This is a genomic window from Streptomyces sp. cmx-18-6 (assembly GCF_046548915.1).
Classification (GTDB): domain Bacteria; phylum Actinomycetota; class Actinomycetes; order Streptomycetales; family Streptomycetaceae; genus Streptomyces.
The window spans coordinates 109088-131828 of record NZ_JAEBEP010000008.1; the positions used below are offsets into that span (position 1 = coordinate 109088).

2 protein-coding genes are annotated in these 22741 nt (G+C 74.9%); both read right to left on the reverse strand.

The genetic code is table 11. The features are described from left to right. Positions 1–132 precede the first annotated feature (132 nt). Positions 133–7710, reverse strand: a complete 7578-nt coding sequence (locus ACLJPL_RS20185; protein WP_411082251.1) for an amino acid adenylation domain-containing protein — start codon at positions 7708–7710, stop codon at positions 133–135. Beyond that, positions 7707–22373 carry an amino acid adenylation domain-containing protein gene (locus ACLJPL_RS20190; RefSeq protein WP_411082252.1) on the reverse strand — a complete coding sequence of 4889 codons (14667 nt, stop codon included), beginning with the start codon at positions 22371–22373 and terminating at the stop codon, positions 7707–7709. The genes ACLJPL_RS20185 and ACLJPL_RS20190 overlap by 4 nt, the downstream gene beginning before the upstream one ends. Positions 22374–22741 lie beyond the last annotated feature (368 nt).

The window sequence follows — 22741 nt, forward strand, 5'->3', positions numbered from 1 at the left end:
GCCCCGGCGCCACATCGGCCGGTTGCTGTGCCCCACCAGTGCGGTGGGGCACAGCAACCGGCCGAATCCTTTTTCCGGGCGGGGCGCCGCGGTCGTACGCGACGCCGTGGGGGCGTCGCGTACGACCGCGGATCAAGAAGCGACCGCCGAGGGGCGCGGCAGGAACCCCGTCCCGTGGAAGTAGCTCAGATAGCGGGTCAGGACCTCGTCGGTCAGGTGCGGCAGGTGGACGCCCAGGGCCGCCGCCGCCTTGGCCGTACGGCCGGAGTCGAAGCTCCGGTGGTCCCTCGTCTCCTGCGGGGTCGCGTCCTCCCCGCCGAGGAACAGCTGCGCCGCGTTGTCGTGCTGGGCCGCGACCCGGGCGTGCCAGCGTGAGGCGTCGACGGTCCGCAGCGCGTGCCCGAGGCGGGCGGCGGCCTCGAAGACCCGGTCCAGGCCCGGGGCGTCCGGGTTGGTGAGGTGGTACGTCTCCACGCCCGGGCGGCCGGACAGGGACAGCGCCACGACCGCCGCGCTGACGTAGTCCACGGGCACCCAGTCCGTCGACCCGTGCGGCAGGTCCGGTACCGCTTCCGCCTGGAGGCAGCCCTTGATGAGCTGCCACAGCAGGTCACGGTCCTGGCAGGCCCCGGTGGCGGTGTCGCCGCTGATGCGGCCGGGCCGGTGGACGGTCACCGGCAGACCGCGCTCACGGGCCAGGCCGACGAGCTGCTCCGCGACCCACTTGCTCCGCGCGTACCCGTCCGGCAGTTCGTGGGCCGGGCCGGTCGGGGTGGACTCGGTGATGGTGACGGGGCCGCGCGCCGGGGCGTAGACGCTCGTGGTCGACACGTAGTGCATCCCGGGTGAGGCGGAGTCGGCGAGGAGGCGCAGCAGTTCCTCCGTGCCCGCCACGTTGGGGGCGCGCAGATCCCCGTATCCGGCGGCGAAGTTGACGCGCGCGCCGTTGTGCAGGACGGGGCCCAGACGGCGGACCAGGGCGGCCCGGTCGTCGGGCGACAGGCCGAGGCCGGGGGCGGCGAGGTCGCCGCGCACGGGGCGGATCAGCTCCGCGTACCGGGGTCGCCACAGGCCGTACGTCTCCAGGTTGGCCCGCAGCCGGTGCGCGGCGCGGCGCTCGTCCTCGGCCCGTACGAGGCAGTCGACGGGGCCGCCGGTGGTCTCGATGAGGTCGCGCAGGAGGAACGCGCCGAGGAAGCCGGAAGCGCCGGTGAGCAGGGGGCGGAGGGTGGGCCTGCTCCGGGCCGGGGCGGGCACCGGGGCCGCGCCCGCAGCGGGAGGGCCCGCGGCCGCCGGGGCCCGGCCCGCGCCGGTGATGTCGTCGGCGAGGCGGACATCCGATGCGAGGTCGAGCGCGGCGGTCTCCGTCCCGCTCCCCTCCCCCGCCGTACGCCCGAGGATGCGGTCGACGCCCTCGACGGTGGGCGCGGCGAACAGGTCCCGCAGGGAGGGGCGTCGGCCGAAGCGTTCCCCGATCCGCTGGGCCAGGGTCACGGCGAGCAGCGAGTGCCCGCCGAGTGTGAAGAAGTCGTCGGCGGGGCCGACTTCGGGCACGCCCAGCGTCTGCGCGAACACCTCGCACAGGGCGCGTTCGCGGTCGGTGCGGGGCGCGCGGCCCCCGGCCGGCGCGGTCGCTCCGGGTGCGGGCAGGGCGCGCCGGTCGGTCTTGCCGTTGGGGGTGACGGGCAGCGCGTCGAGGCGTACGAAGGCGGCGGGGATCATATGGCCGGGCAGGGTGGCGGTGAGGTGCGCGCGCACCTCGGACTCGTCCGGGCCCGCCGTGCCCTCCGCCGGCACGGTGTACGCGACCAGGCGTCGGTCGCCGGGCCGGTCCTCGCGGACGACGGCGCAGGCCGACGCCACCCCGGGCAGGCCGGTGAGGGCGGCCTCGATCTCACCGAGCTCGATGCGGAAGCCGCGCAGCTTGACCTGGTCGTCGACGCGGGAGACGTAGACGAGCTCCCCGTCCGCCGTCCAGCGCACCAGGTCGCCGGTGCGGTACATGCGGCCGCCCCGGCGGTCGAACGGGTCGGCGACGAACCGGGACGCGGTCAGGCCGGCCCGGCCGTGATAGCCGCGGGCCACGCCGTGACCGGAGACGTACAGCTCGCCGACGACGCCGGGCGGTACGGGCGCCAGCCGGTCGTCCAGGACGTGCACCCGGGTGCCGTCGACGGGGACGCCGATGGACACGGTGCGGTCGGGGGCGAGCGGCCCGTCCGCGTACTGGAAGGCGCTCATGGTGGCGCAGACGGTGGTCTCCGTGGGGCCGTAGGCGTTCACGAGGAACCTCTCCCGTGCCCAGGAGCGCACCAGGGCCGGTGTGCACGCCTCGCCGGCGAGGACCATCGTGGTCCCCGGGGGCAGCGAGCCGGGCGGCATCACCGCGAGGGCGGCGGGCGGCAGGGTGAGGTGGGTGATTCCCCGCTCGCGGACCAGGGCGGCGAGCGTCGGTCCCGGGAGCAGCGCCTCGCGTTCGTCGATCTCCAGGCAGGCCCCGGAGAGCAGCCCCATGCACAGCTCCCAGAACGCGGCGTCGAAGCTGACGGACGCCATGTGCAGCACCCGGCTGCCCGGGCCGACGCGCAGCCGCTCGCTCTGGGCCCTGGCCATGGCGCCCGCGCCCCGGTGGGTGACGACGACGCCCTTGGGGCGGCCGGTGGAGCCGGAGGTGTAGATGACGTACGCCGGGTGCTCCGGGCGCGGCGGCCGGGCGGGGCCGGTCGGGGCGGGGCTCTCTCCGAGGTCTCCGATGTGCAGGTACGGCACCGGGGACGCGGGGAGCCGTGGCTGGATGCCGGGGGTGGTCAGGAGCAGGCTCGGCCGGGCGTCCTCCAGCATGTAGGACAGGCGCTGGGCCGGGTAGTCGGGGTCGAGCGGCACGTAGGCCGCCCCGCTCCTGAGGATGCCGAGGAGGGCCACGACGAGTTCGCAGGTGCGGGGCAGGGCGAGGGCCACCAGGTCCTCGGGGCCGATGCCGCGTGCGGTGAGGTGGTGGGCGAGGGCGTCGGCGCGGGCGTCGAGTTCGCCGTAGGTGAGGGTGGTGTCCGCGTCGCGGACCGCCGGGGCGTCCGGGGTGCGGCGGGCCCGCTGTGCGAAGAGCGCGGGGACCGTCGAGCCGGGCAGGTCCTGGTCGGGCCCGGTGCCCCAGGCGGTGAGGCGGGCGCGTTCGGCGGCGGTGAGCACGTCGTAGGCGCGCAGCGGGCGTTCGGGGTCGGCGGTGACGGCGGAGAGCAGCAGGACGAGCCGGTCGGCGAGGTCGCGGACGGTGGCCGCGTCGAAGAGTTCGGTCGCGTAGTCGACGGCGGCCCGCATGCCGCTGGGCGCGCCGCTGTCGTCGTACGTCTCGGTGAAGGTGAACGACAGGTCGAACTTGCTGACCCCCGGGTCGACCGGCACGCCGCCCACGGTGAGGCCGGGCAGGTCGAGGGGGGCGGCGGGGGTGTGGTTCTGGAGGATGAGCATGGTCTGGAAGAGAGGGTGGTGGTTCTGCGAGCGCGCGGGGTTGAGCTGTTCCACCAGGCGCTCGAAGGGCACGTCCTGGTGTGCGTACGCCGAGAGGTCGAACTCCTTGACCCGGTCGAGGAGTTCGAGGAACGTCGGGTCGCCCGTCAGGTCGGTGCGCACGACCAGGGTGTTGACGAAGAAGCCGACGAGGTCGGACGCGGCTTCGTCGGTGCGTCCGGCGACGGCCGTGCCGAGGGGGATGTCGTCGCCTGCGCCGTGCCGGGAGAGCGTGAGCGACAGGGCGGCCTGGAGCACCATGAAGACGCTGTAGCCGCCGGAGCGGGCGAGGTCGGCGACCTGGCGGGCGGTGGCGGGGTCGAGGGCGAAGTCGTGGGTGGCGCCGGTGTGCCGGGGCACGGCGGGGCGCGGCCGGTCCCACGGCAGGTCGACCATCTCCGGGAGCCCGTCCAACGCCTCTTTCCAGTGGGCCAGTTGGCGTGACCCCAGGCTGTCGGGGTCGTGCTCGTCGCCGAGCAGGCGGCGCTGCCAGAGGGTGTGGTCGGCGTAGTCGACGGGGAGTTCGGCCCAGGCGGGCGACTCGGCGCGGGTGCGGGCCCGGTAGGCGACGCCGAGGTCGTGGGCGAGGGGCCCCAGCGAAGACCCGTCCGCGGCGATGTGGTGGATGACCAGGACCAGGACGTGGGCTGTGCTGCTCAGGCGCAGCAGGGTCGCCCGGATCGGGAGATGGCGCTCGATGTCGATCGGCTGGGTCGCGGCGGCCCTGATCCGGTCGGTGAGTTCGTCCTCCCGGACGGTTTCGCGGGCGAGTGGGAGGGCGATGTCGTCCGGGGCGGTGATGTGCTGGCGCGGTCCGAGGTCGTGCTCGGGGAAGACGGTGCGCAGGGCGGCGTGCCGGGCGACGACGTCGCCGAGCGCCTGGTGCAGGGCCTGGGTGTCGAGCGGCCCCTCGATGCGCACGGCGAAGGGGATGTTGTACGTGGCGGAGGGGCCTTCGAGCCGGTGCAGGAACCACAGCCGCTGCTGCGCGTACGAGAGCGGGAGCGCGGGGGGCCGCTCCTGCGGGACGAGGGCGGGGCGGGCGGGGCGGTCCGCGTCCTCCAGGGCCGAGGCGAGGGCGGCGACGGTGGGGTTCTCGAACAGGGCGCGGATCTCGGCCTCGACGCCCAGGGCACTGCGGACGCGGCCCACGAGACGGGTGGCGAGCAGTGAATGGCCGCCGAGGGCGAAGAAGTCGTCGTCGATGCCGACGCGGGCCACGCCGAGGACGTCCGCGAAGAGCCCGGCGAGGATCTCCTCGCGGGCGTCGCGCGGGAGCCGGCCCGCCGTGCCGTGCGCGGTGGCGGGTGCGGGCAGGGCCGCCCGGTCGAGCTTGCCGTTGGCGGTCAGCGGCAGCGCGTCGAGCGTCTGGAAGGCGCTCGGCACCAGGTAGGCGGGCAGGCGGCGGCCGAGGTGCGCGGTCAGCAGGTCCGGGGTCACGGTGTGCCCGGGCGCGGGGACCACGTACGCGGTGAGGGTGCGGTCGCCGGGCAGGTCCTCGCGGACCAGGACGCAGGCGGCGCGCACGGACGGGTCGGTGAGGAGGGCCGCCTCGATCTCCGCGGGCTCGATGCGGTGGCCGCGCAGCTTGATCTGCTGGTCGGCCCGGGCCACGTAGTGCAGGACGCCGTCGTGGCCCCGGCGCACGAGGTCGCCGGTGCGGTACATGCGGGCCCCGCCGCTGGCGAACGGGTCGGCCACGAAGCGGGTGGCGGTGAGGCCGGGGCGTCCCAGGTAGCCGCGTGCGACCCCGGGCCCGGCGACGTACAACTCGCCCTCCGCGCCCGGCGGTACGAGCCGCATCGCCGCGTCCAGCACATAGGTGCGCAGGCCGTCGAGCGGGCGGCCGATGGGGGGCACGCCGCCGGAAGCGTCCTCGGGGCGGACGCGGTGGAGGGTGGCGAAGGTGGTGGTCTCGGTGGGCCCGTAGGCGTTGACGACGACGGTGGCGGGGTGAGCCGCGGCCAGCCGCTGGAGGACGCCGGGCGCTGCGGCCTCTCCCCCGGCGGCGGCCAGGCGCAGCAGGCCGAGGGCCCCGGGGTCGGTCTCGGCGATGACGTTGAACAGGGCGGTCGTCAGGAACGCCGCCGTCACACCGTGCAGGGCGACGAGGTCCCGGAGCACGGCGGGCTGGAGGGTCCCCTCGGGGGCCACGACGACCCGGCCGCCGTTCAGGAGGGGGGCCCAGATCTCGAAGGTGGAGGCGTCGAAGACGTACGCCGAGTGCAGCAGGACGGCCTCCGCCACCCCGTCGTCCCAGGTCCGGTCGGCGGCGAGGGCGGCGATGTCGGCGTGGGTGACGCCGACGCCCTTGGGCAGGCCGGTGGAGCCGGAGGTGAACATCACGTACGCGAGCCGGCCGCCGCCCGTGACATCGGGGAGCGGACCGGGAGCGGCGGGCCCTCCCTGCCGTGCCCGGCCGGCGGCGTCGACGGTCAACACGGCTGTCTCGGGCCCGAGTTGCCGCAGCCACGGATGCGTACGGGTGGTCTCGTCGACGACCACGGCGCGCAGGCCGGCCACCTCGGCGACGCGGCCGAGGCGTTCGACGGGCCAGCGCGGGTCGAGGGGCACATAGGCGGCCCCGGCGCGCAGAGCCGCCAGGGAGGCGGTGACGAGCGCGGTGGAACGGCCCAGAAGAATCCCCACACCGTCCTCAGCGCCGATCCCGTGACCGGTCAGCGCGCCCGCCAACTCTCCTGAGCATTCGTGCAGTTGCTGATACGTCAGTGGCTCCCCCGCACCGGACACGGCCACCGCGTCCGGGTGGCGGGCGGTGCGCCGGGCGAGGGCGTCCGGGATGCTCAGCTCCGTTGAGCCGTCCGGGAGTTCGGCCCCGCGTCCCAGGGCGAGCAGCGTCTCCCGCTCGCCGTCCAGGAGCACGGGGACGGTGTCGGCGCGGTGGCCGAGGCCCTGCGCCATCGTCGTCAGCAGACGCCGCAGGCGGGCGACCGTGCGGGCCACGTCGTCCCGGTCGAGGACGGCGGCCCGGTAGCCGAAGGTGATCTTCAGGGTGTCGCCCGGGGCGATGGTGAGGGTGAGGGGGTAGTGGGCCGCGTCCGTGCCGCTGAACCCGGTGACGGCGAGGCCGGGCAGTTGCTGTTGCGCGGTGCGCAGCGCCTCGGCGTCCATCGGGTAGTTCTCGAACACGGCGAGGGTGTCGAAGAGTTCGTCCAGCCCGGTGACGCCGCGTATCTCGGTGAGGCCCACGTGCTGGCTGCCGAGGAGGCGGCCCTGCTCCTCCTGGAGCCGGGTCAGGAGCGCGGCCAGGCTCTCGCCCGGTTCCGGGCGGAGCCGTACCGGCACGGTGTTGATGAACAGGCCGACCATCGTCTCGATGCCGGGGACCTCCGGCGGGCGGCCGGAGACGGTGGTGCCGAACACCACGTCGGGGCGGCCGGTGAGCCGGCCGAGCAGCAGGCCCCAGGCCCCCTGGACCAGGGTGTTGAGGGTGAGCCGGTGGGCACGGGCCGTCTCGCGGAGCCGGTGCGTGGTGGCCGCGTCCAGGTCCAGGACCAGGGTCTCGGGCAGTTCGCCGGAGGCCGGCACGTCCGTTGCGCCGCGCCCCGCGATGAGGGTGGGCGCTTCGACCCCGTCCAGGGCGGTGCGCCAGGCGTCCAGGGCGGCGGAGCGATCCTGCTGGGCCAGCCAGGCGAGGTAGGTGCGGTACGGGGCGACGCGCGGCAGGGCGCTGTCGTCGCCGCCGCGCGCGTACAGCTCGAAGAGTTCCCGTACGAGCAGGGGCATCGACCAGCCGTCCAGCAGGATGTGATGGCTCGTCATGACCAGCCGGTGCTGCTGCGGCCCGGTGTGCACCAGCGTGAACCGCATCAGCGGCGGGGTGGTGAGGTCGAAGCGGCGGGTGCGGTCGGCGGCCAGGAACGCGGTGAGCCGCTCCTGAGCCGTGCCCGTGCCGTCCGCCACGGTGAGGTCGAGCTCCTCCAGCGGCGTCGGCACCTCGGCGGCGACGGCCTGCACGGGCTCGTCCAGGTCTTCGTGGAGGAAGCCGACCCGCAGGTTGGGGTGGCGGCGCAGCAGGCCGCCGACCGCGGCGTGCAGCGCGGGCACGCTGACGGGGCCTTCGAGGTCGAAGACGAACTGTGCGGTGTAGACGTCCACGGCGTCGGAGTCGTACAGCGCGTGGAAGAGCATGCCTGCCTGCAACGGCGTCAGCGGTAGTACGTCCTCCAGCTGGAACCCGGTCACTTGCGTCCACCCCACTTGTTCTGCAGTCGGTCGATCTGGGCCTGGTTGAGCGAGACCAGGGGAAGGTCGGACGGCGTGTAGCCGCCCGCGTCGGGTCGTTCGGCGTGTTCGGCGACGGCGCGCAGCGCGCGGGTGAAGGCGTCGGACAGGGCCTCCACGTCGTCCTCCTTGAGGAGGTCGCCCGGCCAGGTCCAGCGGATCACCAGACGCGGGCCGTCCGGCAGGTCCTCGGTGTGCGCGTTGATGTCGAGGACGTGGTGGACGGGCATGTCCGGGTCCTGGCTGCGCGGTCCGCCGCCGTCGAGCAGGACCTCCCAGTCGGCGCCGGGGCCCCCGCTGCCCTGTTCCGGTGAAGCGGCGTACCTGCCCAGGTAGTTGAAGCCGATCTGGGGTTCGGGTGCGGCGGCCAGGCGGGCGCGGGTGGCCGGGTTGAGGTGGCGCAGCATGCCGTAGCCGACGCCGTGGTCGGGGACGGCCCGCAGTTGCTCCTTGACGCGTTTGAGGGCGCGTTCGACGAGCGCGGGGTCGAAGTGCCCCGGGCGGTGGGCGTCGACGGGTCCGGGGTCGAGCCGGACCGGGTAGAGGCTGGTGAACCAGCCGACCGTACGGGACAGGTCGATGTGGTCGGCGATCTGCTCGCGGCCGTGGCCCTCCAGATCGAGGAGGACGCCGGTGTCCCCCGGACGGCCCCCGCCGAGGGTGGCGGCCCGTTCCGCCCGCCAGGAGCGGACGGCGAGGGCGAGGCCGGTGAGCAGGACGTCGTCCACCCCGGCGTGGAAGGCGGCGGGGACGGTGGTGAGGAGGGGCCTCGTCCAGGTGGCGGGGAGGCGGGCGGTCAGGGTGCGGGTGCGGTCGGCGGTGTCCCGGTGGGGGTCGAGCGGCCGGTAGCCCAGCTGGGGGTCGGGGGTGCTCAGCGCCGTTTCCCAGAGCGGGAGTTCGGCCTCGCGGGCGGTGCCGCGCGCCTGGGCCGCGAGGAGCTGCGCCCAGCGCCGGTAGGGCGTGGCGACGGCGGGGAGCGCCGCCGCCGTGCCTTCGGTGACGGCCTGCCACGCGGTGGCGAGGTCGGCGGCGAGGATGCGCCAGGAGACCGCGTCGACCGCCAGGTGGTGCACGACGATCAGCAGTCGTCCGCGCGTGTGCGGTCCGGCGTCGCACCAGACGGCCTCGACGACCTCCCCGTGTTCGGGCCGCAGCCGCCTGCGGGCCTGTTCGCCCGCCTCGGCGAGAGCGGCGCGGACGGCGTCGGCGTCGAGACCCGCGACATCGACCCGGGTGAAGCGGTGGCGGGCGGGCACCGCTCCGGGCGGCAGGGCTTCGAGTACAGGCTCGCCCGCGGCATCCAGGGTCTCGCCCTCGGCCGCCCGCGTGACCTTCAGGCGGAGCATGTCGTGGTGGTCGATGAGGAGTTGGAGGGTGGCGACGAGAGACTCCTCGTCGGCTCCCGCAGGGGTGCGCAGCACCCCGGACTGGTTGTATCCGCCGGTCGCGCCGGGCCGCTGAAGCAGCCAGGCGACGATGGGCGTCGGCGGCATCTCGCCGGCCCCCTGTTCGACCGGCAGCGCGGTCTCCTGGTCGAGGGCGGTGGCGACGGCCGCGATCGCCTCGGGCGTGCGGTGGACGAAGACGTCGCGCGGGGTGACGCCGAGGCCGGCCGCACGGACGCGGCTGACGAGCTGGATGGAGAGGATGGAGTCGCCGCCGAGCGCGAAGAAGTCGTCGTCGGTGCGGACGGCGGGGACGGCCAGCACGGAGGCGAACACCTCGCACAGGACGCGTTCCCGCGCGGTGCGCGGCTGCCCGCCCGGCCGGGTGGCCGCCGGTCGCGCCGGGGCGGGCAGGGCCCGCCGGTCGGTCTTGCCGTTGGGCAGCAGCGGCAGCGCGTCGAGGGTGACGAAGACGGCGGGCGTCATGTACGGCGGCAGGGCGAAGGCCAGCCGGGTGCGCAGCTCGCCGTCCGTGAGGGGCTCGCCCGCGCCGGGGACGGTGTAGGCCACCAGGCGGCGTTCGCCCGGCCGGTCCTCGCGGACCAGGACGCAGGCGGCGGTGACGCCGTCGAGCGCGGTGAGGGCCGCCTCGATCTCGCCGAGCTCGATGCGGAAGCCGTGCAGCTTGACCTGGTCGTCGGCGCGGGAGACATAGCCGAGCAGCCCCTCCGCGTCCCGTCGCACGAGGTCACCCGTGCGATACATGCGGCTGCCGGCGGGACCGTACGGGTCGGCGACGAACCGTGCGGCGGTCAGGCCGGGGCGTCCCAGGTAGCCGCGCGCGAGGCCGTCGCCCGCGAGGTACAGCTCGCCGGTGACGCCGGGCGGCACCGGCTGGAGACCGGCGTCCAGGACGTAGGCGCGGGTGTTGTCGACGGGATGACCGAGCGGGACGCTCCCCTCCCCCGCCGGTGTGTCGGGCCCGCCGCGCCGGTGGCGGTGGGCGACTGCGTCGATGGTCGTCTCGGTGGGGCCGTACAGGTTGTGCACCTCGGCCCGCCATGCCTGGCCGACGCGCTCCGCCAGGGTCCGGGTCAGGGGTTCGCCGCCGCACAGGACGGCCCGCAGGGTGGCGGGCGCGTCGCCGGGGGCGGTCTCGGTGAGGACGACCGCGAGGTGGGAGGGCACGAACTGGGCGACGGTCACGCCCGATTCGCGCATCCGGGCCAGCAGCCCGGCCGGGTCGTGGTTGACGGCCGGCGGCACCGGGCAGGTGGAGCCGCCGTGCAGGAGCGGCAGCCAGGTCTCCCACACCGAGGCGTCGAAGCTCGGCGAGGTGCGGGCGAGGATCCGGTCCTCGCCGCTCAGGCCGAGGTGGTCCGCCATCCAGGCCATGTGGTTGGTCAGGGCGGCGTGGGTCACCAGGACGCCCTTGGGGCGGCCGGTGGAGCCCGAGGTGTAGATGACGTACGCCGTGTCGCGCGGGTCCGGTCCGGCCCCGGGCGGCGGGGCGTGCCCGGTGGACCAGGAGGCCCGGTCGTCGAGCGCGAGGCAGGGCACGGAGGAGGCGTACCGCGCGGTGCGGGCGGCGCCGTGGGTCAGGAGCAGCGCCGGGCGGGCGTCTTCCAGCATGTGGGCGACGCGCGCCTCGGGGTACTCCAGGTCGACGGGCAGATACGCGGCCCCGGCCTTGGCCACCGCGAGCATCGCGACGACCTGGTCGGCGGTTCCCTCCAGGGCGAGGGCCACGAGGTCGCCCCGGCCGATGTCCCGGCCGTGCAGATGGTGCGCCAAGTCGTCGGAGAGCGCGTCGAGTTCGCTGAAGGTGAGGCGGTGCGCCCCCTCCCGTACGGCGATGGCCGCAGGCGTGCGGGCGCACTGCGCGCGGAACGCCTCGGGCGCGGTGCGGGCCGCCACCGGCCGTACGGGGCCGAGTGCGGCGCGCTCCAGGTCCTGCCGCTCGGCGGGGTCGAGGACGTCGACGGTGTGGACGCGCCGGTCGGGGTCGGCGGCCAGGGCGGCGAGCAGCCGGGTCAGCCGGGCGGCCAGGGTGTGCGCGGTGGCGGGGGTGAAGAGTTCGGTGGAGAACTCCAGGTTGCCGTCGAGTCCGGCCGGGCGGCCCGCCTCGTCGTGGGTCTCGTTGAAGGTGAAGGTCAGGTCGAACTTGCTGATGCCGGTGTGCACGGGCTGTCCCGTCACCGTGAGGCCGGGCAGGTCGACGGTGGCGTCCGCCTGGTTCTGGAGGACCAGCATCGTCTGGAACAGCGGGTGGTGGTTCTGCGCCCGGGTCGGGTCGAGCAGATCCACCAGCCGCTCGAAGGGCACGTCCTGGTGGGCGTAGGCGGCGAGGTCGAACTCCCGCACCCGGTCGAGGACTTCGCCGAAGGTGGGGTCTCCGCTCAGGTCGGTGCGCAGGACGAGCGTGTTGACGAAGAAGCCCACCAGGTCGTCCAGGGCCTCGTCCGTGCGTCCGGCCACCGCCGTGCCCAGCGGGATGTCCTCGCCCGCGCCGTGCCGGGACAGGAGCACCGACAGGGCCGCCTGGAGCACCATGAACAGGCTGCACCCACGGGCCCGGGCGAGGGCGGCCAGGGCCCGGTGGGTCTCCGCGTCGACGGGGAAGCCGAACGCGTCGCCCCGGTGGGCGGGGACGGCGGGGCGCGGGCGGTCGAGGGGCAGGTCGAGCAGTTCCGGCGCTCCGGCGAGTGCGGTGCGCCAGAAGTCCAGCTGACGGGCGGCCTGGCTGGAGGGGTCGTCCTGGTCGCCGAGCAGGGCCCGCTGCCACAGGGTGTAGTCGGCGTACTGGACGGCGAGTTCGGTCCAGGAGGGCTCCTCGCCCTCGGTGCGGGCGCGGTACGCCTCGCCCAGGTCGCGGGCGAGCGGCGCGAGGGACCAGCCGTCGCCCGCGATGTGGTGGACGACCAGGACGAGGACGTGGGCCTCGGAGCCGAGCCGCAGGAGCCGCGCCCGGACGGGGATGTCCGCGCCCACGTCGAAGGGGTGCGCCACCTCGGCGGCCAGGAGCTCGTCCAAGTGGGCGGGCTCGGTGTCCCGGGGGGTCAGGTCGAGGTCCGCGCCATGGGCGTCCAGGACGAGCTGACGGGCCACCCCGTCGATGTCGGGGAAGACGGTCCGCAGGCTCTCGTGGCGCTCCACCACGTCCGCGAGGGCGCTCTCCAGGGCGTCCGCGTCGAGCGGTCCGTCCAGCCGGAGCACCAGGGGCACGTTGTAGGTGGCGCTGGGCCCCTCGAACCGGTTGAGGAACCAGAGCCGTTGCTGGGCGAAGGACAGCGGCAGCGGGTCGGGACGGCTCCCGGCGCGCTCCAGCGGGGTCCTGGCCTCCGCCGCGCCGTCCAGTACGGCGGCGAGCGCGGCCGGGGTGGGGTGCTCGAAGAGGGCCTTGACCTGGATCTCCACGCCGAGCGTCGTGCGGATGCGGGCGGCGAGGCGGGTGGCGAGCAAGGAGTGGCCGCCCAGGGCGAAGAAGTCGTCGTCCACGCCGGCCCCGTCGAGGCCGAGCACGTCGGCGTAGAGCCCGCAGATGATCTCCTCGCGCGCGGTGCGGGCGGTGCGGCCGCCGCCGGCCGGGGTGTGGTGGCCGGGCTCCGGCAGGGCGCGGTGGTCCACCTTGCCGTTGAGGGTCAGCGGCAGCGCGTCGAGCAGGACGAACGCCGAGGGCACCATGTAGCCGGGCAGGGACCGGCCGACGGCCCGGGCGAGGTCGCCGGGGTCGGGGCGGGCGCCCGTGGCCGGGACCACGTACGCGACGAGCCGCCGGTCACCGGGGACGTCCTCCCGTACGACGGCGAAGGTGTCGGCGACGCCCTCGCAGACGGCCAGTACGCCTTCGATCTCGCCGAGTTCGATGCGGTAGCCGCGCAGTTTCACCTGGCCGTCCGCCCGGGTGACGTAGGCGATCCGTCCGTCCCGGGTCCACCGGACGAGGTCGCCGGTGCGGTACATGCGCCCGCCCGCCGGGTCGAAGGGGTCGGCCACGAAGCGGGTGGCGGTCAGCCCCGGGAGCCCGGTGTACCCGCGTGCCACGCCGCGCCCGGCGAGGTACAGCTCGCCCACGACGCCCGGCGGGACCGGGACCAGGGAGCCGTCCAGGACGTGGGCGCGCATGCCGTCCAGGGGGCGGCCGATGGGCGGTGGGCCGGTCGGCAGGTCGGCGCGCACGTCGTGACGGGTGGCGAAGGTGGTGGTCTCGGTGGGCCCGTACACATGCAGGACGCGCGTGCCGGGTGCGGTGTGGGCGACCCGCTGCATCGCGTCCGGCGAGGCCAACTCGCCCCCGGCGCACACGAGTCGCAGACCGGTGAAGGCGCCGGGGTCGGTCTCGGCGATGACGTTGAACAGGGCGGTCGTCATGAACACGGCGCTCACCCCGTGCTCGTGGACGGCGTCCCCGAGGGTGCGGGCCTCCAGGACGCCGTCCGGTGCGACGACGATCCGGCCGCCGTTCAGGAGCGGGGCCCAGATCTCGAACGTGGAGGCGTCGAACACGTACGCCGAGTGCATCAGCACCGCGTCGGCGGCCCCGTCCTGCCAGGCGGAGTCGGCGGTGAGCGCGACCACGTCGGCGTGGGTGACGCCGACGCCCTTGGGCAGGCCGGTCGAGCCGGAGGTGAACATGACGTAGGCGAGGCTTCCGGGGTCCGGCACGGCCGCCGGGTGGCCGGGCCGCCCGGGCGCGCCCCGCAGGACCCGGCCGAGCCGGTCCACGACGACGACCGGTGTCCGCCCGGCCGCCGCGCCCACCCAGGGGGAGGCGGCGGCCTCCTCGTCCACGACGAGGACCCGCACGGCGGCCACCGAGGCGACCTTGTCGAGCCGGTCCTCGGGCCAGCGCGCGTCCAGCGGGACGTACGCCCCGGCCGCGCGGACGACGCCGAGCGAGACCGACACCACGGCGGGCGACCGGGCCAGCAGCACGCCGACCCCGGACTCGGGGCCGACGCCGAGACCCGCCAGGGCGCGGGCGAGATCGTCGGAGATCCGGTCGAGTCCGGCGTACGTCAGGGTGGCGTCGTCGGCGGTGACGGCCACGGCGTCCGGGGTGCGGCGCGCCCGGGCCGCGAAGAGCGCGGGGAGGGTGGCCGCGGCGGGTTGTCCGGGCAGCTCGGCTTCCGCGCGGCCCTCGGACGGGGCGGCCGCTACGGACGCCTCAAGCCGTGCGGCCTCCGCGCGGCCCTGGGACAGGTCGGCCTCCGCGTGGTTCTCGGGCAGCGGGCGGCCGGTGCCCCAGCGGGTGACCCGGGCGTGTTCGTCCGGCGTCATCAGGTCGTAGCCCGCCAGCGGCAGGCCGGGGTCGGCGGCCACCTGCTCCAGGAGGCGGACCAGCCGGGCGGCGAGGGCTTCGACGGTGGTCCGGTCGAAGAGGGCGGTGGCGTATTCGATCCCGGCGGCGAGAGGGCCCTCGCCGTCCTCCTCGGTGAAGGCGAAGGTGAGGTCGAACTTGCTCAGCCCGTTGTGGACGAGCCGGCTCTCGACGGTGAGCCCCGGCAGGTCGGGGCGGGCGGTCTCCTGGTTCTGCAGAACCAGCATGGTCTGGAACAGCGGGTGGTGGTTGCGCGCCCGGACGGGGTTGAGGCTTTCCACCAGGCGCTCGAAGGGCACGTCCTGGTGGGCGTAGGCGGAAAGGTCGAACTCCCTCACCCGGTCCAGCACTTCGCGGAAGGTCGGGTTGCCGGACAGATCGGTGCGCAGCACGAGGGTGTTGACGAAGAACCCGACCAGGTCCTCCAGCGCCTCGTCCGTGCGGCCGGCGACCGGCGAACCGAGCGGGATGTCGTCGCCCGCGCCGTGCCGGTGCAGCAGGGCGGCCACCGACGCCTGGAGCACCATGAACAGGCTGCTGCCCGACTCACGTGCCAGGCGCAGAAGTTGGGCATGCAGGGATGAGGGCAGCTCGAAGGTGTGGACGCCTCCCCTGGGGTCGGTGGTGACCGGTCGCGGCCGGTCCAGCGGCAGATCGATCAGTCCGGGCAGCCCCGTCAAGGCGGTGTGCCAGTGGTCGAGTTGCCGCCGCAGGACGCCTTCGGGTTCAGTGCCGTCGCCCAGGGCGGCGTGCTGCCAGAGGGTGTAATCGGCGTACTGGAGCGGGGTGCCGGAGGCCGGTTCGGGCTGCTGTCCCTCCAGACGGGACCGGTAGGCGTCGCCCAGATGGCGGGCGAGCGGGGCGAGGGACCAGCCGTCGCCCGCGATGTGGTGCAGGACGAGCACCAGGACGTGGCGGTCGGGGGCGGACCGCAGGAGCAGGGCGCGCAGCGGCAGGTCCGCGGTGACGTCGAAGGGCTCGCGCACGGCGGCCAGGACGGCCGCCTCCAGCTCGCCGGGGGGCGTGCTCAGGACCGGCAGGGCGGGCGTGGCGGTGTCGGCGGGGAGGATCAACTGCTGCGGTGAGCCGTCCCGTTCGGGGAACAGCGTGCGCAGTGACTCGTGCCGTCCCACGACGTCGGCCAGGGCGGCGCGCAGGGCGTCCGGGTCCAGGGGGCCGTGGAGTTCGAGGACGAGCGGGATGTTGTAGGTGGAGCTGGGGCCCTCCAACCGGCCCAGGAACCACAGGCGCTGCTGCGCGAAGGACAGCGGCAGCGGATCGGGCCGCCGGTCCGCGAGCGCCACCGGGGGTCGGCCCCGGCCCGGTGTGTCGAGGACACGGGCCAGGCCCGCGACGGTCGGGTGCTCGAAGAGGGTGCGTACGGCGATCTCGGCGCCCAGCACGGTGCGGACGCGGCTGACGACGCGCATCGCGAGGAGCGAGTGCCCGCCCAGGTCGAAGAAGCTCTCGTGCAGACCCACTTGGGGGCGGTGCAGGACATCGGCGAAGATCCCGGCGAGCAGGTCCTCCTGGAGGGTGCGCCGCCCCGGCCCGGCGGAGGCGTCGCTGTCGGCCCCCGGCTCGGGCGCGGGCAGGGCCCTGCGGTCCACCTTGCCGTTGGGCAGGAGCGGGAGGCCGTCCAGGACGACGACGGCGGCGGGCACCATGTAGTGCGGCAGGGTCTCGGCCAGCGCGTCGCGCAGGGCGGTGGGGCGGTCGGCCGCGTCCCCGGTGACGGCGTAGGCGACGAGGCGGGGCCGGCCCGGCAGGTCCTCCCGGATCAGCGCGCAGGCGGCCGTGACACCGGGGCGCGCCAGGAGCGCGGCCTCGACCTCGCCCAACTCGATGCGGAATCCGCGCAGTTTGACCTGGTCGTCGGCGCGGGCCACGTAGTCGAGGAGACCGTGCGCGTTCCACCGTACGAGGTCGCCCGTCCGGTACATCCGCGCACCGGCGGCGTCGAACGGGTCGGCGACGAACCGGGCGGCGGTCAGACCCCGGCGCTCCAGGTAGCCGTGGGCGAGGTTGGGACCCGAGAGGTACAACTCCCCGGTGACGCCGGGCGGTACGGGCCGCAGCCGGCCGTCCAGGACATAGGCGCGCATGGTGTCGACGGGGCGGCCGATCGGCACGGTCTCGGCCGGTGGGCCCGCGTCGGCGCGTTCCCCTGCCGTGGGGGCGGCGATCCGGTGGGCGGTCGCGTCGACGGTCGCCTCGGTGGGCCCGTACAGGTTGTGCGCCTCGGCCCGCCACAGACCGGCGATGTCGTCCGCGAGGGCGCGGGGCAGCGGTTCGCCGCCGCACAGGACGGCGCGCAGGGCGGGCAGCGGTGCGGCGTGCGCCGCCTCGGTGAGGACGAGAGCCAGGTGCGAGGGCACGAACTGGGCCACGGTGACGCCGAATCGGCTCATCCAGGAGACGAGGGCGCGCGGTTCGCGGTTGACGCCGTGCGGCAGCACACAGGCTTCGGCCCCGTTCATGAGCGGGAGCCACAGCTCCCACACGGAGGCGTCGAAGCTGGTGGAGGTGCGGGCCAGGATCCGGTCGTCCGGGGTGAGGGCCAGGTGCCGGGCCATCCAGGCCATGTGGTTGGCCAGGGCGGCGTGCGGCACGACCACGCCCTTGGGGCGGCCGGTGGAGCCGGAGGTGTAGATGACGTACGCCGGGTCCGCCGGGTGCGGTGCGGCCGGGGCGGGTGCGCCGGGGGTCGTGGGACGGGCGGCCGGGTCGTCGAGGGCGAGCCACGGCACGTCGCAGTCGGGCAGTCCGGCGTGCACGTCGGCGGTGGTGAGCAGCAGGGCGGGCCGGGCGTCCTGAAGCATGTGCCGGATGCGGGCCGCCGGGTACTCCGGGTCGACGGGCAGGTAGGCGGCGCCGGTCCGCAGCACGGCCAGCATGGCGACGGCGGTGTCCACGGACGGGGGTGCGGCGAGCGCCACCCGGTCCCCGCGCCCCGCGCCCCGCTCGCGCAGGAGGTGGGCGAGGTCGTCGGCGCGGGCGTCGAGTTCGGCGTAGGTGAGGCTCGTGTCCGCGTCGCGCACGGCGACCGCGTGCGGGGTGCGTTCGGCCCACTCCCGGACCACTTCGGGGGCGGTGCGAAGGGCCGTCCGCCGTTCGTCGCCGCGTCCCTGGTGAAGGAGGCGGTCGCGTTCGCCCGGCGCGAGGGGGTCGAGGTCCCCGACGTTCCGGTCGGGGTCGGTCACGGCCTGGGTGAGGACGTGGGCGAAGCGGGTGCTGAGGGCGCGGGCGGTGGCGGCGTCGAAGAGGTCGGTGGCGTACTCCAGATAGCCGCCGATGCCGGCGGGGGCGTCGTCGGCCGCGCGTTCGTCCCGCGTGGCTGCTTCGGTGCGCTCGGTGGCCTCGGTCCGCTCGGTGAGCGAGAACGTCAGGTCGAACTTGCTGATCGCGGTGTGCCGCGACCGGTCGTGGACGGTGACCCCGGGCAGGTCCAGGGCCGCCCGCTCCTGGTTCTGGAGGACCAGCATGGTCTGGAACAGCGGGTGGTGGTCCCCGGACCGCTCGGGGTTGAGCGCCTCCACGAGCCGTTCGAAGGGTACGTCGCCGTGGCTGAGCGCGGCGATGTCGAACTCCTTGATCCGGTCCAGGAGTTCGCGGAAGGTCGGGTCGCCGGAGAGGTCCGTGCGCAGGACGACGGTGTTGACGAAGAACCCGACCAGATCGTCGAGGGCCTCGTCGGTGCGCCCGGCCACCGCCGTGCCCAGCGGGATGTCGCTGCCCGCGCCGTGGGCGTGCAGCGTCACGGCGAGGGCCGCCTGGAGCACCATGAACGGGGTGCAGCCGGCGGCGCGGGCGAGCCGGGTGAGCGCGGCGTGCGCGGGGGCGGGCAGCTCGAAGGGGACGGTGTCGCCCCGGTGGCTGGGCAGGGCGGGCCGGGGCCGGTCCAGGGGCAGGTCGAGCAGGTCGGGGGCCCCGTGCAGCGCTTCCCGCCAGAAGGCGAGCTGGCGGGCGGCCAGGCTGTCCGGGTCGCCGTCGTCTCCGAGGAGCCGGCGCTGCCAGAGGGCGTAGTCGGCGTACTGGACGCGCAGGGCGGGCCAGTCGGGGGCGCCCGCGCCCTCGGTCCTGGAGGTCCTGGCGCGGTAGGCCGCGCCCAGGTCCCGGCTGAGGGGAGCCAGGGACCAGCCGTCGGCGACGACGTGGTGGAGGACGAGGGCCAGCACGTGGCGGGCCGGGCCGAGGCGGAGCAGGTGGGCGCGTACGCCGACGTCGCCGTCGAGGTCGAAGGGCACGGCGGCCAGGCCGCGCACCCTCTCCTCGGCCCAGGCGTCGGGGTCCACGTCCTCCGGGGGCGGTTCCACGGCGAGGGGGACGAGCGACGCGGCGTCGTCCGCGTCCAGGACGATCTGGCGTGCCACGCCGTCGTGTTCGGCGAAGACGGTGCGCAGGCTCTCGTGCCGGGCGACCACGTCGGCCAGGGCGGCGCGCAGGGCGTCCGGGTCCAGGGGGCCGTCGAGTTCGAGGACGTACGGGATGTTGTAGGTGGAGCTGGGGACCTCCAACCGGCCGAGGAACCACAGGCGCTGCTGCGCGAAGGACAGCGGCACCGCTTCGGGCCGCGGCTGGGGGGTGAGGGCGGGGCGGGCCGCGCCGGAGGCGTCCAGGGCGGCGGCGAGGGAGGCGACCGTGGGGTGGTCGAAGAGGGTACGCAGGTCCAGTTCCGCGCCGAGGGCGGCCCGCGCCCGGCCGATGATGCGGGTGGCCAGGAGCGAATGGCCGCCCAGGGCGAAGAAGTCGTCGTCCACGCCGACCGTGGTCAGGCCCAGGACGTCGGCGAACAGGCCCGCCAGGACCTCTTCGTAGGCGGTGCGCGGGGCGCGGTCCGTGGTGGCGGCACGCGGCGCGGGCAGGGCGCGGTGGTCGACCTTGCCGTTGGCGTTGAGCGGGAGTTCGTCGAGGTGGACGAACGCGGAGGGCACCATGTAGGCGGGCAGGGCGCGCCCCAGCCGGCGGGCCAGGGCGGCGTCGTCCGGCCGGGCGTCCGGGGCCGGCACGACGTAGGCGACGAGACGCCGGTCGCCGGGGGCGTCCTCACGGACCAGGACGCGGGCGGCGCGCACCTCCGGGTCGGTGAGGAGGGTGTTCTCGATCTCGGCGGGTTCGATGCGGAAGCCGCGGAGCTTGACCTGCCCGTCCGCCCGGCCGACGTACTCGACGTCGCCGCGCGCGGTCCAGCGTACGAGGTCGCCGGTGCGGTACATGCGTGCGCCGCCCCCCTCGTACGGGTCGGCGACGAACCGGGTCGCGGTCAGCGCGGCGCGGCCCAGATAGCCGCGGGCGACGCCGTGCCCGCTCACGTACAGCTCGCCCACCACGCCGGGCGGCACGAGCCCGAGGGCGTCGTCGAGCACGTACAGGCGCATCCCGTCGAGGGCCCGGCCGATGGGCGGTACGCCCGCCGCACCGGCGGCTACGGGGTGGCGGGTGGCGAAGGTCGTGGTCTCCGTGGGGCCGTACACGTGCAGTACGCGGGTGGTGGGCGCGGCGGCGGCCACCCGTTGCAGGGCGCCCGGGGCCGCGGCCTCGCCGCCCGACGCGACCAGGCGCAGTCCGGCGAAGGCCGCCGGGTCGGCCTCGGCCACCACGTTGAACAGGGCCGTCGTCACGAACAGCGAGGTCACCCCGTAGCGGTCCACCAGGTCCGCGAGGACCCGCGCCTCCAGGACGCCGCCGGGAGCGACGACCACCCGGCCGCCGTTGAGGAGCGGGGCCCAGATCTCGAAGGTGGAGGCGTCGAACACGTACGCCGAGTGCATCAGCACAGCGTCCGACGCGCCACCCGTCCAGGCGGAGTCGGCGGCCAGCGCGAGGACGTCGGCGTGGGTGACGCCCACGCCCTTGGGCAGTCCGGTGGAACCGGAGGTGAACATCACGTAGGCCAGCCGGTCGCTGCGGATCGCTCTCGGCGGCGGCCCCGGCCTGGGCGGTGCGCCGCGCAGGATGCCGCCCGCGTCGGCCACGACGATCAGCGGCAGTCCGGCGGCCGCCTCCTTCACCCAGGGCTCGGCCGCGGTGGCCCCGTCGACCACCAGAGCGCGTACGCCGGCGACTTCCGCGACCCGCTGGAGCCGCTCGGCGGGCCAGGCCGCGTCCATCGGTATGTACGCCGCGCCCGCGACGGCCACCCCGAGCGTGGCGGACACGACGGCCGCCGAGCGTCCGAGCAGGACGCCGACGCCGTCCTCCGGGCCGACGCCCCAGCCGGTGAGCGCCCCGGCCAGTTCGTGCGCCGTGTGTTCCAGTTCGCGGTACGAGAGGGTGAGGGCTCCGTCCACCACCGCCGGGGCGTCCGGGGTACGGCGGGCCTGTGCGGCGAACGCCTCCGGCAGGCTCGTGGCCAGGGCCTCGGCCGGCAGAGCGGTGCCGCGTCCTTGGGCGAGTAACGCCTCGGCCGAGGACGCGTCGAGGAGCGGCAGGTCGCCGAGGGGGGTGTCGGCGTCCGCGCCGGCCAGGGCCGACAGATAGGAGACGACGGCCTGCTGGTGCAGCCGCACGTCCTCGGGGTCGTACAGCTCCGGGTTGGTGTCGAAGCCGATCAACGGCCCTTTGCCCTCGGACCGTTCGGAGATGAAGAAGGACACGTCGTCGACCGGTCCGATGGACAGCAGACGGGAGGCGGCGGGGCTGCCGGCGAAGTCCAGGTCGTAGTCGTAGCCCATGACGTTGACGACGACGCCGGTCAGGCGCGCCGCGCCGTCCGCCATGTTCAGCTCACGGGCGAGCTGCTCCCGGGAGAAGCGGCGGTGCCGCAGGGCTCCGCGCATCTCGGCGGCGACCGCGCGTACGAGGGAGCCGACCGTCATGTCGGGGGTGACGGTCAGGCGGAGCGGCAGGATGTTGGAGGTCATGCCGACGATGTGCCGCAGTCCGCCGTGGCGGCCGTTGGAGGCGAGTCCCACGGTGACGTCCGGGGTTCCGGTGACCCGGCCGACGTAGGCGGCGACCGCGCTGACCAGAACGGCGCTCCAGGTGGTGCGGTTGCCGGCGGCGAGGCGGCGCAGGTCGTCGAGGACGGTGACGGGCAGGGTTTCGCCGGTGTGCAGCGATACGTCGGCCGGGGAGGCGGGGGCGGAGGAGGAAGCGGAGGACGACGGGGTGGCCTGTGTCGGGGCGTCGGTGCGCCTGCGGATGAGCGGCGTACCGCCACGCGTCTCCGCCTCGGGGCCGGGCGCGTCGGCCCCGGCGGCAGCGGTCTCAGCGGCGATGGCATCGGCGTGGCCCCTGGCCGCGTCGGCCGCGCGGTCGGCGGCCAGGTCGGCGAACTTACCGGTCCAGTAGGCGCGGTCGGCCCGGTAGCGGTCCGAGCCGAGGTAGTCCGCCTCGTCGGCCAGCAGGTCGCGCAGGGGGGCGGCGGGCGGCTCGATCGAGGCGAGGTCCTCGCCGCGCGCCGCGCGCGTGTAGAGGTCGGCGACGGTGCGGGCGAAGACCGCGCCGCCGAGGCCGTCGACGGCTATGTGGTGGTAGCGGATGTACCAGTGGTGCAGTCGGGGGCCCAGGCGCAGCAGCGCGAAGTGGTGGTGCGGGGCGTCGAGCCGGTCGACGGCGGCCATGTCGTCGGCCATGTAGCGCTCGGCCGCGGCGGCGGGATCGGCGGAGCCGGAGAGGTCGACCACGCGGAGCCGGTCGGGGGCGTCCGGGGAGCGGCGGACGACACGCTGACGGATCGTTTCGCCCTCGGTGACGAACTCGACGTTGAGGCTGTCGCACAGGGCGGCCGCCCGGCCGAGCGCGGCGGCGAACAGCTCCTCGTCGAGCTCGCCGTCGATCTCGAAGACTTCTCCGATGTTGTATTTCGGGCTGTGCCGATCGACGAGTTGCCCATACCAGACACCTTGCTGGGCGGCGGTCAGTTCGAAGAACTCTTCGGTGGTCACTTCTGACGGGAGGGAGCGGTTTTCGCGCATGCCGGTCGACACCTTTGGGGAGAGTTTTCGGGGACGGCGGAGAAGACGCACGGAACCGGTCACGCGATTGCACCGCCGACCACGGGAGACGGGACGGTGAAAGCAGACAGGAGCACCACTGCGCCCGTGGTGTCAGGGATGGCGGGAGCCTCGCGCCGGACGCGGCGAGCCCGGCACGAGACTATTCCGCCTTCGCGCCCGCGGAACGGAACGCACGGCGGGCCACCAATGGTTTATGAAGGGTGTATGAAGGAGGCGCGAACACTTGCGATCGAAATCCAACCGATCACTGATCACACCTGATCGATTCTGATCAGAAGAGAACAGATCCGATGAGGTTCGAGTGCCGCACCGGAAGACCGTACGGC

Excerpts from the sequence above, each read along its gene's own strand:
- ACLJPL_RS20190 (WP_411082252.1), bottom strand. The coding sequence starts at position 22,373 with ATGCGCGAAAACCGCTCCCTCCCGTCAGAAGTGACCACCGAAGAGTTC.